This window comes from Acinetobacter vivianii, assembly GCF_014635885.1.
GTDB classification, from domain to species: domain Bacteria; phylum Pseudomonadota; class Gammaproteobacteria; order Pseudomonadales; family Moraxellaceae; genus Acinetobacter; species Acinetobacter vivianii.
Genome location: NZ_BMDR01000007.1, coordinates 159,153 through 172,816 on the forward strand (window position 1 = coordinate 159,153; position 13,664 = coordinate 172,816).

13 protein-coding genes are annotated in these 13,664 nt (G+C 40.7%); 7 read left to right on the forward strand and 6 right to left on the reverse strand.

Going from position 1 to position 13,664, the window contains the following annotated elements:
• Positions 1 to 43: 43 nt before the first annotated feature.
• On the reverse strand, positions 44 to 1,381 hold the full coding sequence (locus IEV36_RS14710) for an MFS transporter (RefSeq protein WP_005256273.1): 1,338 nt from the start codon (positions 1,379 to 1,381) through the stop codon (positions 44 to 46).
• A 448-nt stretch (positions 1,382 to 1,829) separates the two neighbouring features.
• On the opposite strand from IEV36_RS14710, the gene IEV36_RS14715 reads away from it, so the two are divergent.
• The 7 genes from IEV36_RS14715 to IEV36_RS14745 all read left to right on the forward strand — a co-directional run bounded on the left by IEV36_RS14715 (position 1,830) and on the right by IEV36_RS14745 (position 7,981).
• Positions 1,830 to 2,186: a DUF6176 family protein gene (locus tag IEV36_RS14715; RefSeq protein WP_005256274.1), complete on the forward strand. Its 357-nt coding sequence runs from the start codon at positions 1,830 to 1,832 to the stop codon at positions 2,184 to 2,186.
• A 16-nt stretch (positions 2,187 to 2,202) separates the two neighbouring features.
• Positions 2,203 to 2,925 (forward strand): alpha/beta hydrolase family protein, encoded by a 723-nt coding sequence (locus IEV36_RS14720; protein WP_005256275.1) that lies wholly within the window; start codon positions 2,203 to 2,205, stop codon positions 2,923 to 2,925.
• 331 nt (positions 2,926 to 3,256) lie between these two features.
• The gene (gene bioA / locus IEV36_RS14725; RefSeq protein ID WP_005256283.1) at positions 3,257 to 4,552 is read left to right on the forward strand and encodes an adenosylmethionine--8-amino-7-oxononanoate transaminase; all 1,296 of its coding nucleotides are present in this window, start codon (positions 3,257 to 3,259) and stop codon (positions 4,550 to 4,552) included.
• Complete coding sequence (locus IEV36_RS14730; RefSeq protein WP_005256285.1) at positions 4,539 to 5,693, forward strand: 8-amino-7-oxononanoate synthase; 1,155 nt, start codon at positions 4,539 to 4,541, stop codon at positions 5,691 to 5,693. Before bioA ends, IEV36_RS14730 begins: the two co-directional genes overlap by 14 nt.
• Positions 5,690 to 6,442, forward strand: a complete 753-nt coding sequence (gene bioC, locus IEV36_RS14735) for a malonyl-ACP O-methyltransferase BioC (protein WP_005256286.1) — start codon at positions 5,690 to 5,692, stop codon at positions 6,440 to 6,442. Before IEV36_RS14730 ends, bioC begins: the two co-directional genes overlap by 4 nt.
• Complete coding sequence (gene bioD / locus IEV36_RS14740; RefSeq protein WP_005256289.1) at positions 6,439 to 7,080, forward strand: dethiobiotin synthase; 642 nt, start codon at positions 6,439 to 6,441, stop codon at positions 7,078 to 7,080. Before bioC ends, bioD begins: the two co-directional genes overlap by 4 nt.
• A gap of 235 nt (positions 7,081 to 7,315) precedes the next feature.
• Entirely contained in the window at positions 7,316 to 7,981 is a 666-nt protein-coding gene (locus tag IEV36_RS14745) for a hypothetical protein (protein ID WP_005256290.1), read from the forward strand.
• Between the two features lie 73 nt (positions 7,982 to 8,054).
• On the opposite strand, the gene IEV36_RS14750 is transcribed toward IEV36_RS14745, so the two are convergent.
• The 5 genes from IEV36_RS14750 to IEV36_RS14770 all read right to left on the reverse strand — a co-directional run bounded on the left by IEV36_RS14750 (position 8,055) and on the right by IEV36_RS14770 (position 13,388).
• Complete coding sequence (locus tag IEV36_RS14750; RefSeq protein ID WP_005256292.1) at positions 8,055 to 8,474, reverse strand: ExbD/TolR family protein; 420 nt, start codon at positions 8,472 to 8,474, stop codon at positions 8,055 to 8,057.
• Between the two features lie 15 nt (positions 8,475 to 8,489).
• Entirely contained in the window at positions 8,490 to 8,918 is a 429-nt protein-coding gene (locus IEV36_RS14755; RefSeq protein WP_005151095.1) for an ExbD/TolR family protein, read from the reverse strand.
• A gap of 11 nt (positions 8,919 to 8,929) precedes the next feature.
• Positions 8,930 to 9,805 (reverse strand): MotA/TolQ/ExbB proton channel family protein, encoded by an 876-nt coding sequence (locus IEV36_RS14760; protein ID WP_005256293.1) that lies wholly within the window; start codon positions 9,803 to 9,805, stop codon positions 8,930 to 8,932.
• Between the two features lie 40 nt (positions 9,806 to 9,845).
• Positions 9,846 to 10,556, reverse strand: a complete 711-nt coding sequence (locus IEV36_RS14765) for an energy transducer TonB (protein WP_005256295.1) — start codon at positions 10,554 to 10,556, stop codon at positions 9,846 to 9,848.
• A 153-nt stretch (positions 10,557 to 10,709) separates the two neighbouring features.
• Positions 10,710 to 13,388, reverse strand: a complete 2,679-nt coding sequence (locus IEV36_RS14770; RefSeq protein WP_005256297.1) for a TonB-dependent receptor — start codon at positions 13,386 to 13,388, stop codon at positions 10,710 to 10,712.
• Positions 13,389 to 13,664 lie beyond the last annotated feature (276 nt).

A 13,664-nucleotide genomic window follows, 5' to 3' on the forward strand; every position in this document is an offset into this window, starting at 1 on the left:
GATCAATGAAACCCAGCTTATTGGTATGCTGGGTTTTTCTACCTTATACATTGATATTTAAAGCTGTTTCAGTTTTAGGCTTTTGTCCTTTGGCTTTTAAACTCAGTGCAATAAAGGCAATAAAAGTAGGTAATGAGAGAAGATAGAAAATACCACCAAGACTGATTTCATATGTAAAGATATAAGAACCGAAAAAGGCGCCTAGAATTGCTCCGAGGCGACCAATACCATGCATCCATGATACGCCTACTGCACGACAAACGGATGGATAGAAAAGTGCAGCGAGCGGTAATATTGAAGACTGAGCCCCTGTCAGTAATATACCGACTAAGAAAATACTGATACCTAGTAATAAAATACTGGAGCTAACGAAACCCGCAACAATAAACAAAATAAAAGCCATGAGATATGCATATTTTATCACTATAGTTGGGTTGAGCTTATCCATATACCAGCCCAAGATAACAGCACCAACCACACCACCTAAGGGAAAGAGAGATGCAATTAGACTAAACTGTTGTGTACTGAATCCAGCTGTTTTTAAGATCGTTGGCATCCAGCTGGTTAATAAATAAAATACTAACAGTCCCATGAAGCAGCACAGCCACAACATAACGGATCCCCATAGATATTGACCTAAAACAATTTTTATAGGACTTCCAGAATTATTTTTATCAACTTGAGCTAATTCAATGTTTACTTTCTCGGAAAAAGGTTGTCCTTGAATCTTTGCCAAGATATGTCGGGCTTTATGTTGTTGTCCTTTTTTCAACAGATAGGGTACGGATTCAGGGAGTTTGAATAGTAGGGCGATCACTAGAAATAATGGTGTAATCCCTCCTAAAATTAAAACTTTAGCCCAACCCAAACCTTCTAATAAATAAGCTGATAATAGGCCCCCACAAGAGATACCTAACATAAAGCCACAACCCACTAGCCCTGTTAGAAAAGCTTTACGTTTTGCAGGCATGTATTCTGAAACAATGGTACTGATATTGGGGGTAGCAGAACCTAAACCGATACCTGTAATAAAACGATAAATCATCAATTCCTGTGTAGAGGACGCAAACCCACAAAGAATCGTAAATATAGAAAATAGCAGGGTAGTAAACACAATGACGCCTTTGCGCCCAAACTTATCCGCCATTGGCCCTGAAATAATTGCGCCAATTGCCATCCCTACCAGTGCTGCACTTAATACAGGCGCTAACTCAGGTTTGGTAATGCTCCAGTCATCAAGTAAAGCAGGTGCAATAAAACCGATGATGCCTGTATCAAGACCATCGAAAAAAAATACTAGGAAACCCAGTACAAACACTAGCCATTGGAGTGGTGATAAATGATCACGATTAATGATCGTATTAACTTCAATTGTTTTCATATTTATTCCCTTAAATTAAAAAAACTGTTAACACTGTTGTGCAGGTGAAAATTAATTGCCTGAAATACATCATTTCCTTGTTGAGTATTTGGGTTACCTGATTGCGTTGAGTTTTTTATTTGTTAGAAGAACTGATCAAGCGACTTAAATATTTTGTTATCGCTGTTTTAGCTTTGGCTAATAAATAAAAACTTTCTAAGATTGAAACGTGGTTCAGCTTTTAGATCTATCCACTTTTTTTGAGTGCTATCCGTTTTGTGTAGTATTTTATTTGGAAAATAAAGCGGTTTGTGCTGTGCAGAGGCTAAATGTTTTGATTAAAAAGTGAGCTGGTAGGTGTTGAAACTTTAGACTTTACTGTATTTATCATGTTGATCTCAAAGTGCAATCATTCGTACGTTAGTAAATTTAAAAATCGTCTGATTATTTAAAAAGAAAAGGAAAATCAATGGATGTTGGTGCGGTTCTCATTAAATTAAAAATAAATACACAGGCAGAGGTCGAGGCTTGGCAGCAAGAAATTGAAAAACGCAAAGCAGAAGCAATTCAAACGCTTCAAGCTGAAGGTGTGAAAGTGGAATCGTGGTTTCAACTTGAGTTGAATGGAGAAAATTATTTACTTGCCTATACGCGAGCTAAAGATATTGCTCAGGCGCAACAGGTCGCGAAAAACAGTTCATTTGAAATTGATAGATATCATCAGCAATTTAAACAGCATTGGGAACAAGTCATTCCAACAAGATTATTGATCGATTTGGAAAATAATGATGAGAAAGAAACAGGTTATACTTCGAAGCAAGTTTGAATAATTAGGCAACAATGTGGAACAAAAGATTTTACTGATTACAGGATGGGGCGGTGGTGCCGAATTATTAAAACCGTTACATGAGGCTTTAGAGAAACAAGGACATGTGGTTGAGCGGATTGATATTTTTAATGCCTTGAATGATGACGTTTTACAACAGCATGTCGAACTTGCAGTGAAGTTTGATGTGATTATCGGATGGTCGCTTGGTGGACAACTGGCAACCATCTTGGTCAATCAAATACAACAACAATATGCTCAACAGAAAGTTTTAATCACTTTGGCTTCAAATCCCTGTTTTGTTGTTCAATCGGATTGGTCGGCAGCCATGCCTGTAGACACCTTTATGCAGTTTAAGCAGTCATTTGAACAGGATGCGATTACTACGCTAAAACGGTTTGGCTTATTGGTGTGTCAAGGTGCAAGTTCCGCAAAAAAAGACTTTTTAGCCATGCAGAAATTGATTCGCCCACAACCGATTGCATTGCTTAGGGATGGGTTACAGTTGCTGGAGCAATTAAATCTGGTTGAAATGTATAAAAATAATCAGGGTAGGCAGTTGCATGTGTTTGCTGAGCATGATGCTTTAGTTCCTTACCAAGTTATGTGTAATTTTGATAATTTGTCTGCAAAGAATTTATCTGTCGTTTCTTTTGAAGGGGCTTCACACGGTTTTCCATGCTTTATGGTTGAGCAGACTATGCAAATAATTGAGGATTTTCTGAATAAGAAGGTTTAATCTTGCTTGAATTGAGAGTTCTCGCAATTTATTTTAGATTTTGACAAGTTTAAGATATTTGCGAATTCTTTTTATAAGAGTTTATCCAAAAATTTGATACTCGATACGTCATTCACAACCTGCGTGGTTATTGTAAAAGTGATGAAGGTAGATGAGTAGATAAAATTAGATGGGTTTAAGAAGAGAACAGGTTTTGTGGATGACAAATGGTTTTGCCTACTTTTCCCGAAAGAAAAGTAGGTCGAGCCGAAGGCTTATACTGAAGAATGAGTTAGCTCTCGGTAAGACTCCGCTGTAACCAATATTTAATCTGACAAATGAGGATGGATGGATGACCGATTTATTTGATTTAGAACATATATGGCATCCTTATACTTCGATGTTAAATCCTCTGCCAACTTTTAAAGTCAAACGTGCCTATGGTGCGACCATCGAACTAGAAGATGGGCGAACTTTAGTCGATGGCATGTCGTCATGGTGGTGTGCGATTCATGGCTATAACCATCCTGAACTGAACCAAGCGGTTACAGATCAATTACAGAAGATGGCGCATATCATGTTCGGTGGTTTGACCCACGAACCTGCAATTGAATTAGGCAAATTATTATTAAAAATTACGCCGCCAAATTTGGACAAAATTTTCTATGCTGATTCAGGCTCGGTTTCAGTAGAAGTGGCTTTAAAAATGGCAGTTCAATACTGGACAGCACTGAATCAACCAGCGAAAGCCAACTTTATTACCACGCGTTCTGGATATCATGGTGATACCTGGAATGCGATGTCTGTGTGTGATCCAGTCACAGGGATGCATCAGATTTTTGGCACGAGTTTACCGAATCGAATTTTTGTCCCTGCGCCACAAAGTCGATTTGATGGAGAGTGGAATCCTCAAGATATTCAGGAACTGAAGCAACAGATTGAACAGCATCATCACAGTATTGCTGCACTGATTATTGAGCCGATTGTACAAGGTGCAGGCGGCATGCGTTTTTATCATCCTGAATATTTACGTCAAGCCAAAGCTTTATGTGAGCAATATAATTTATTGTTGATCTTTGATGAAATCGCAACAGGCTTTGGGCGTACAGGTAAAATGTTTGCTTGGGAACATGCACAAGTTGAACCCGATATTATGTGTATCGGTAAAGGTTTGACTGGTGGCTATATGACATTATCCGCAACATTAACCACCAAGCAGGTAGCTGAAACCATCAGTCGTGGTGAAGCGGGTGTATTTATGCATGGCCCCACCTTTATGGCAAATCCATTGGCTTGTGCGGTTGCATTAAGAAGTACCCAGTTATTGGTAGAGCAAGATTGGCAAGCGAATATTCAACGGATTGAAAAGATTCTGGCTGAACAATTAACCGATTTAGCTCAGCTTGACCATGTTGCAGATGTACGGGTTTTAGGGGCGATTGGGGTGGTGGAGTTAACCGCCAATGTTGATATGAAAACCTTACAGCAACAGTTTGTAGAACGTGGTATCTGGGTACGTCCATTTGGAAAATTGGTCTATGTGATGCCGCCGTATGTGATTAGCAATGATGAACTGAACTATTTATTAGCACAGCTGATTGAAGTGGTGAGAAATATGCAGGGAGTCAATACCAATGTCCTTGCTTGATCATTATGCCGAGCAGCTTGACCAGCTCAAACAACAAGGGAATTTCCGTCAATTTACGTCAAATCAACAGCAGGGAAAATGGATAACCATCCAAGATCGGACCATGTTGAATTTGGCATCCAATGATTATTTGGGCTTGGCTGCTGATTTAAGTTTAAGAGAAGAATTTCTCGATACATTGAAAATCGAACGTGCATTATTTAGTTCATCTTCTTCGCGCTTACTGACTGGTAATTTTGCAGAATATGAACAATTTGAAAATAGCCTAAGCAAAGCATTTGGTCGTGTTGCCTTATTATTCAACAGTGGCTATCACATGAATATCGGCATCCTACCTGCTTTGGCGGATAGTAAAACTGTGATTCTGGCTGATAAATTAGTGCATGCCAGTATGATTGATGGGATTCGGCTATCAACCGCTCAATATGTGCGTTACCAGCATAATGATTTACAGCATCTGGAACAATTATTGCAAAAGTATCATCAAGATGAGCAAATTGAACGCATTATTGTGGTGACTGAAAGTATCTTTAGTATGGATGGTGATGAGACTGATTTAGCGGCATTGGCTCAGCTAAAACAACGCTTTGCTAAAACTATGTTGTATGTGGATGAGGCGCATGCCATTGGCATAAGAGGCGAGCAAGGACTTGGCTGTGCCGAACAATATGGCGTACTGGATCAGATTGATTTTCTGGTGGGAACTTTCGGTAAAGCGATTGCTTCGGTGGGTGGTTATCTTATTTGTGATCCAATTATCCGTGACTATCTCATCAATAAAATGCGTCCACTGATTTTTAGTACCGCATTGCCGCCAATTTCAATGGCGTGGTCTGATTTTATCTTTAACAAAGTTTTGAACATGCAGAAACAGCGGCAGCACTTGGCTGAAATCAGTCAGTATTTACAGCAGGCAGTGATTGCAAAAGGTTTTTCAAGCCCGTCGAGTAGCCATATCATTCCGATTATTGTCGGGGAAAGCCAAGCTGCAATTGAAAAAGCTCGCTATGTGCAGCAACAGGGTTTTTATGCCATGCCAGTACGACCACCAACCGTACCGCAGAATAGTTCACGTTTACGTATCTCGTTGACCTCTATGGTACAAAAAAATGAATTGGAACAATTGGTGGAGTGTTTGTGAGCATTAATAAAGCACTGGTTGCGCAGCGTTTTGCCAAAGCAGGACAAAGCTATGTTGAGCATGCAGTTATACAAAAGCAAATTAGTGCACAGCTATTTGAATATCTCAAAGTTTATTGTCCGCAATCTTTAGCTTCTGTACTTGAGATTGGCTGTGGTTCAGGCAATTTAACCCATCTGTTTCAGTCTCATTTTCAAGTTGAACAACTGTTTTTAAATGACTTGTATGACGATGTTGAGCAGCATTTTTCAAGCGTCGACAAGATTAATTGGTTGATCGGTGATATTGAGCAACTGATTTTACCTCAGTCCTTGGATACTGTAATTTCCAGTTCAGCATTACAGTGGATGATTGATTTACCTGCTTTATTGCAGCGGATTCATTCTGCGTTAAAACCGAATGCCTATTTTTGTTTTTCTAGCTTTGGCCCTGACAATTTGACCGAAATTAAGCAGTTAACAGGACAAGGTTTAAATTATGTCGATTTGGATACTTTGCGACAGCAGCTTGAACAACAAGGTTTTGAAGTGCTGTTCATGCACCAAGATCATAAGCAGCGTTATTTTGATCATCCGAAATCGATATTGCAGCATTTAAAGGCGACAGGTGTAACGGCAACCGCAAAGTCGCATCGCTGGACCAAGCAATCCTTACAACAATTTTATTCAGATTATGAACAGTTTCATGATGAGCAGGGTTTTAGTCTGACTTATCATCCGATTTATGTGATTGCGCGGAGAACAGCATGAGTGCAGCAATTTATTTTGTCAGTGGTATTGATACTGAGATTGGTAAAACTTATGCCACAGGCTATCTCGCCAAGCTCTGGACAGAACGGGGGCAACGTGTCATTACCCAAAAGCTGGTACAAACGGGTAATGTCGATATCTCGGAAGATATCGAAAAACATCGTGAAATTATGGGGAGTGGCTGGTTTCAAGAAGACCATGACAAACTGACCATGCCTGAAATTTTTACTTATCCAGCCTCGCCCCATTTAGCGACGCGGTTGGACGGGCGAGATTTAGATTTTGCCAAGATTGAAGCAGCGACTAAACAACTTGCCCAGCGTTTTGATGTGGTACTTTTGGAAGGTGCGGGTGGTTTGATGGTGCCTTTAACCACTGAATTGTTGACCATTGATTATATTGTGCAACATCAATTTCCTGTGATTTTGGTGACTTCTGGGCGTTTGGGCAGTATTAATCATACTTTACTGAGTTTAGAGGCTTTAAAGCAGCGTGGTTTGAGCTTGCATGCTTTGGTGTATAACTTAAAGGATGAGTCGAAAGACCCGCTTATTTCAAAAGATACCGCAGATTATTTAAAGACTTATTTAGCAAAGCATTTTCCTGATGCTCAATGGGTTGAATTGGAAAAATTCTAATTTAATTCATTAAGTTTAGAATCTTATTCAATAGGGGAAACCGCAGTGTCTTCCCGAGTTTTCTCAAATGAATACCGCATGATCTTACTTTTCGAGGATGAAAAGTAACAAAAATCCTTTGTAGGGCTGACGGTATATCCTTATACCGCAGCCCTACGGGCGGCATCCATGCCGCCGTCACGATAGCTAATAGATTTTGGAAGCCATTTAACTAATAAATTTAAGGTGACTAACAATGAATAAAAATAATTTTATCTGTATGGCTCTGTGCCTATCAGGCCTAATCTCGACAACTCATGCTGCCGTACCAACAGATAAAACCATTATTAGTTGGATTACTAATTTTCAGGATTCAAATGCCAATCCACCTCAATCCATTCAGATCGATTCTACCGAAGCAGTGAAATTGATCTCGGGAGAAGAAGCTTATCTATCAGGTGTGAGTTTTGAAAATGCGGGACGTAATTTTTGGGCAGGTTATGTATTAACCCGTCCGAAATTAAAGCAGGCGCGAATCCTAAAAGCATTTGGTGGTCAATCGAATAGCTTCACAGTACATTCCACCGTGTATAAAGGTAAATCGATTCAGTTGGTGGAAATTGAAAGTGCAGGTTCAGGTCAGGGGACAGTTGAATCGAGTAAAAGTCTGGTTTATTTAAATCAATGGACGAGTAAGCTGATTGCAGAGGTCGAAGAATCTTCCTATGAAGGACGCTATGACGACAAGTTAGGTGCAGAGGATTGTAGAACTGGTCGGGATAATTCAGGCTATTTAAATGTGATGCCTTATTCGCCTTATGTGATTCAGACTACAGTCACAGGCAATGCCTGCAATAATAAACCGCAAGGCTATAAAGTAAGCAGCAAGCTGATTCCGATTGTGATCAGTGAAATAAAATAAAAAAAGCCAACAAGCGAACTTGTTAGCGCAGGAGTAAAATCTCATTATTGGAATAATTTCTTGTTTTTATTATCTAGTTATTACTGACGATGCCAATTTTAGTGACATTGGTTTGTTGAGCTAATGCCATCACCATCGCAATATTTTTATATTCCGCTTGAGCATCAGGTTTAAATTTAATTTGATCCTGATCGGCTTTTTGAGCTACAGATTCGAATAAAGCCTTAAGTGCCTGACGGTCAGCCACTGCTTGATCATTCCAGAAAATATGCCCTTGTGCATCGACACGCAGGTTAATGGTTTCTGGTGGTTTCTGATTCGTTGGCGGCGGCGGCGTACCATTTGGCAAGTTGATATTAATGGCATTATTCGGAATCGGGATGGTGATAATGAACATGATCAACAGGACCAACATGACATCAATCAAAGGTGTCATGTTGACGTCGAGCATCACATCTTCTTCATCATTTTTTGAACCCACATTCATACCCATGTGTGATTCCTCCTGTTATGGTGAAGTCGCAGGTGGAGTGGTGACAAATGCAATTTTGCCAATACCTGCTTGCTGAGTTGTACTAATTACCTGATCAATTGCTTCGTAATGGGTTAGTTGATCGCCACGAATATGAACTTCAGGCTGCGGACGTTTTTGCGCTTCAGCCTGTAAACGAGCAAGTAAAGTTTCTTTATTCGCCACATGTTGTTCATTCCAGAAAATATCGCCTGTTTTATTCACTGAAAGCTGAATATTTTGTGGTGTCGTGGCATAAGGCGTATTTTTCTCTTCAGGTAGTTTTACCGGAACCGTATGTGTGACCACTGGGACTGTGATTAAAAAGATAATCAGCAGCACCAGCATGATGTCGACCAGCGGCGTCGTGTTAATCGTTCCGATCACATCATCATCACTTTGATCTGAATTTATCATCATGCCCATAATGATGTTCCTTATTTAGAATCACGGTTTGGGTGATTACCGTTTAATTCACCGCTGAGTAAGACGGCGTGTAGATCTGATCCAAATGAACGGACATTGTCCATGACTGCTTTATTGCGACGGGTTAACCAGTTATAGCCCAGTACAGCAGGCACTGCGACTGCAAGACCAATCGCAGTCATAATCAATGCTTCGCCCACAGGGCCAGCCACTTTATCAATGGATGCTTGGCCTGAAATACCAATTGCAGTAAGGGCATGATAAATTCCCCAAACCGTTCCGAATAAGCCAACAAATGGCGCTGTTGAACCAACCGTTGCAAGGAAAGCTAGGCCATTACTGAGATGACTTTGCACCTTTTCAATGGCGCGCTGAATTGAAATGGTCACCCATGTATTGAAATCAATACGTTCTAATAAAGTGCCGTCATGATGTTTGGTCGAGCGAATACCTTTTTCTGCAATATAACGATAGCTACTGTTTGCATTTAAGCTGTCTGCCGCACTATTTAAAGATTCTGCTTCCCAGAAGTTACGTTCAGCTTCAGTGGCATGACGCTTGATTTTACTTTGCTGAAAGACTTTAGACAGAATGATGTACCACGTGCCAATCGACATCAGTACCAAGATAAATAAAGTCGATTTTGCAACTAAATCACCTTCACGCCAGAGCGCTTCTAAACCATAAGGGTTATGTACTTTTTCAGCTGTTGCTGGTAATGGCGGTGGTGTCGGTGCCGCTTGGTTTGTAGCATCTGTACTGACGCTGGTGACGGCTGTGGTTTGCGTGGTTTCATCTGCCCACACTGTTGCAACTGGGAGTAAGGTGGTACCTGCGATGAGGCCAATTGCTGCGATTCGTGAAATACGTTTTGCTGTGTTTTTCATCTTAAAATTCTCCAAAAAATTGTTTGTTCAATGCATTTATTTAGGAAATCGTGAATGGATATTCGATTTCGTACCATTCTTGTTGTGGTACACCATCTTTCATGGCTGCTTTAAAAGTACACAGGCTATAAGCCTTGATTGCTGCTTTATCTAAACTTTTACTGCCACTCGATTTTTTAACTTTTGAGTCAATCACCTTGCCAGAGGCATCGACCAATACACGAATACGTACAGTGCCTTCTTCCTCATTCATTAAGGCTTCACGCGGATATTCAGGTTTTTGACAACCCGCTTCACCTTCTGAAACACCACGTGAAATCCCTGCGGGTTTGGCAGGAGCAGCAGGCGCGGCTGATGCGACAGGCGCTGCAACTGGACTCGGGCTTGGTGTTGCGGGGGCAGGCGTTGGTGTTGCAACTGCTGTTTGGGTTGGTTGCGCTGGTGCCGGTTTTTGCACAGGCGTGGCTTTCTCCACCTGCTTTGGTTGATCTGGTATTTTTGCCACTTTCTCTACCATTTTCGGTGGCTCGGGTGGCTTTTCTTTTGGTTTTGGTTCCTCTGGTTTTGGAGGTGGTGGTTTGATGTCCTGAATAATCTGTAGTTCTACAGGCTTATCGACAGGCTTGGTAAAGTCAGTCGCTAAACTTGTCATCAGAATATAGGCGATAATGAGATGTAGAAATAACACCAGACCAATGCCAACTAGGCGTTTGGCAGGTTGATTTTCATTCTCAGAAAAGGGGATGCCCATAATTACTCCTGAAATTGCAATCATGGATTCATCGTTGTTTGGAGAAGAGCATCAATTTAAAAACTGATGCGGACCACTTTAATTTTTGATGAATCAGAGGATTACGGTGAACCACTGCGACATAAGCAATTTATGTTGCAGTGGAGAAACTTATTAAAATTTGTAGGTGCCTCTCAGGAAATATGCTCGACCCGTTACATCGCTATAGCGAGGGTCATAACCATATTGGAAGTTGTCTAATACATTCGATGCTGATGGTTCTGCATCAAATATATTTTTTATACCTGCGGTAAGCTCTAGATTTTTAAAGCCTTTATAGGTTCCTGAAACGTTGTACAAGGTATAGTCACTGACACGGTGGTTGTCATATTTATCATCACCCGTTTCATTCTGGTCTTTATAACCTCGGTAGAACTCTTGCTCGAATACCATTTTCCAGTTTTCATAGCTCCAATTTATATTTGCAACATGCTTCCAGCGTAAAATTGCAGGATCATCGTACTTGCCTGCATAGCTGTCCCAAACGCCACCTTTTTCTTCTTGTCGGTCATATTTAATAATATAGGTACCATCGATTCCGAAGCCAAAGCGGCCTGTTACCGTCATTGGAGTGAGGTAATTTAGGGCAAGGTCAATCCCTTGGGTTTTAACCCCACCCATATTGGTTAATGCACTATTGATATATTGAAGACGACCATCTTCTCCACGAATGAAGCGATCTGCATATTTTTCTGGATCACCAAAAATCATGGCTTCACCAATACTATTAACCAGACCGTCAATTTTGATGTTGTAATAGTCGGCAGAGAAAACCAGATTTTTAATCGGCTCTACTACAAAACCAGCCGTGATCGAGGTAGATTCTTCGGGTTGTAAGCCTTTGGTTCCGCCCTGAGTACGATAAAATTGCGTATTACATTCGGTCTTATATTGGTCTGAGATTGCTTGTCCATTCGGGCAAAGCACAGGATCATCGTATTTTGCTCCTGTATAGGTTTTACTTTGAGGTGCATTGATGTCATACAAACTTGGTGCACGGAAACCTGTACTGTAGGAGGTGCGGAACATTAATTGTTTTAAAGGTTCCCAACGGAAAGCTACTTTGGGATTGAAAGTGTCACCAAAATCACTGTATTTGTCATAACGAGCAGCAAGTTGGGCTTCTAGTGTTTTGGTAACAGGGATATGTAGCTCAGTAAAGAGGGCGGTGATATCGCGTTTGCCCTTACTTTCTGGTTTATCTGGATCAATACCACTTCCTGGAACTTGTCTCACAATCTCTGAGTTAACATTTGCTTTCCAGTCCTGAGAACTAAAGCTTCCCCCGAATGCAAAACCAACATCGCCAGCGGGAAGGGTATAAATTGGACGACTGACATTAAAGTCAAATGTCGTTGCAGTTAGAGTACCTTTATTGGTATCTCCCTTAACTTCGAATGATTGCCATATATTTTGATCTGCACTTGGACCAAATGGGTTCAGTTTCCCTGCATTTAAAGCAGCCTGTACTTGGCTCTGATTGAGATAGCCGCCAGCAAAACCATCTGTTGCTTCACTGCGTGCATAGGAGATTCCCGTGTTGATATCCCATCCATACGCTTCACCTTCTAAAGCAAGTAGCGCTCGATGTGATTCATTGACAGGATTGGATACACGATTGCCCGCTTGTGAACGTAAATAAAGTTCTAAAGGTTCTCCACTTAAACCACTGACAGCAGGAGTAATGCCATTTCCTGGGTAATAAGGACTTGTTGAGGGAAGCGTAACTGAACGACTGTAAACATCAGGAGCAATAGAAGTTGTCACTTCGTTACGTGAATAAATATATTCACCAATGGCATTAAAATTATCATTTAATTTGAATGTACCGCGTCCGAGTGCAGAAATCGTTTCTGATTTTGGAACGATACCGATCAATGCTTGCGTATTGAGATAGCACAGCTCACCATCTGAAACGGTATTCGGAGCATTATTACATTGAGTATTTGCATAAGGATTGCCTAGTTTTCCTGTTTTGGGATCACGAAAATTGGCTGGAAAACCATTGGCTGAACTTGCATCAATTCCTAATTCAGGAAGAAGTCCGCCTCGTTTACTGGCTTTACGATCACTTGCCATGATGTCATTTGAACGGCGGTAATCAATAACGCCCATCACATTAAAACCCTGCTCCTCCAAATCCCCATAGCCACCAAATATTGAGACATCTTGTTTATCACCGCCACTTTCTTCAGGCTGGATTAAACCCGCGCTGATATTTAATCCTTCAAAGGACTTTTTGGTAATGAAGTTGATTACACCTGCAATCGCATCTGCTCCATAAATTGCAGAAGCTCCATCACGGAGGATCTCAATACGATCAACCATCGCCATTGGAATAATATTCAGGTTGGTCGTTGATGTACTAAATGGGCTATACGCTAAACGGCGACCATTCAATAAAATCAAGGTCTTATCAGTACCTAAAGCACGTAAATTGGCCGATGAACCTTCGGTATTACTTGCACCCACATTTTGGGCGGTTGCGAAACCAGCTTGGTTAGCACTGACTTTGGTTAAAGCTTCTTCAACAGTGGTCACCCCTTGCTTGGCAAGGTCGTCGGCTTTAATAATTGTAATAGGCGAGGCGCTTTGTGCCGCAACGCCTTTGATCGAAGATCCTGTTACGGCGACCTTAACAACCTTGGTTGGTTTTTCCTCAGTGGTGGTTTCCGTATCGGCAGCATGTGCCATGGTCAGGCATAGCATACTTAAGCTCAATGTACTGAGTTTAAGCAGGGTTTTACCCGATTTTTGTGTGAAGTCTGGTGCAGCGAAGTTGGCTTTTTTCATTGTTTATTGAACCCCTAAATGGTTTGCCACTCTAAAATTAGATAAATCCGTTTTAGCAAGACCTGTGCCAAGCCCTATTTTTAGATTTCGCTTAATGTAGAATAAATTATGTAAAAGTGTTTTAGTTTTTATATATAAGCTTTTCATATTTTTACTAAATATTAAAAAACCAAAAATAATGAAGCGAGTGGAAGGTTGTCATAAAGTTACAAAATGAAGGTTCACAGATGATGCATTAAAATGAATCATAAAGTTTTATTTTTGCTTTTTTGTAGT

What these genes read in the sequence shown, in the direction of transcription:
- IEV36_RS14710 (WP_005256273.1), bottom strand. Translation starts at nt 1,381, where the DNA reads ATGAAAACAATTGAAGTTAATACGATCATTAATCGTGATCATTTATCA.
- IEV36_RS14715 (WP_005256274.1), top strand. Translation starts at nt 1,830, where the DNA reads ATGGATGTTGGTGCGGTTCTCATTAAATTAAAAATAAATACACAGGCA.
- bioA (WP_005256283.1), top strand. Translation starts at nt 3,257, where the DNA reads ATGACCGATTTATTTGATTTAGAACATATATGGCATCCTTATACTTCG.
- IEV36_RS14730 (WP_005256285.1), top strand. Translation starts at nt 4,539, where the DNA reads ATGTCCTTGCTTGATCATTATGCCGAGCAGCTTGACCAGCTCAAACAA.
- bioD (WP_005256289.1), top strand. Translation starts at nt 6,439, where the DNA reads ATGAGTGCAGCAATTTATTTTGTCAGTGGTATTGATACTGAGATTGGT.
- IEV36_RS14745 (WP_005256290.1), top strand. Translation starts at nt 7,316, where the DNA reads ATGAATAAAAATAATTTTATCTGTATGGCTCTGTGCCTATCAGGCCTA.
- IEV36_RS14750 (WP_005256292.1), bottom strand. Translation starts at nt 8,474, where the DNA reads ATGGGTATGAATGTGGGTTCAAAAAATGATGAAGAAGATGTGATGCTC.
- IEV36_RS14755 (WP_005151095.1), bottom strand. Translation starts at nt 8,918, where the DNA reads ATGGGCATGATGATAAATTCAGATCAAAGTGATGATGATGTGATCGGA.
- IEV36_RS14760 (WP_005256293.1), bottom strand. Translation starts at nt 9,805, where the DNA reads ATGAAAAACACAGCAAAACGTATTTCACGAATCGCAGCAATTGGCCTC.
- IEV36_RS14765 (WP_005256295.1), bottom strand. Translation starts at nt 10,556, where the DNA reads ATGGGCATCCCCTTTTCTGAGAATGAAAATCAACCTGCCAAACGCCTA.
- IEV36_RS14770 (WP_005256297.1), bottom strand. Translation starts at nt 13,388, where the DNA reads ATGAAAAAAGCCAACTTCGCTGCACCAGACTTCACACAAAAATCGGGT.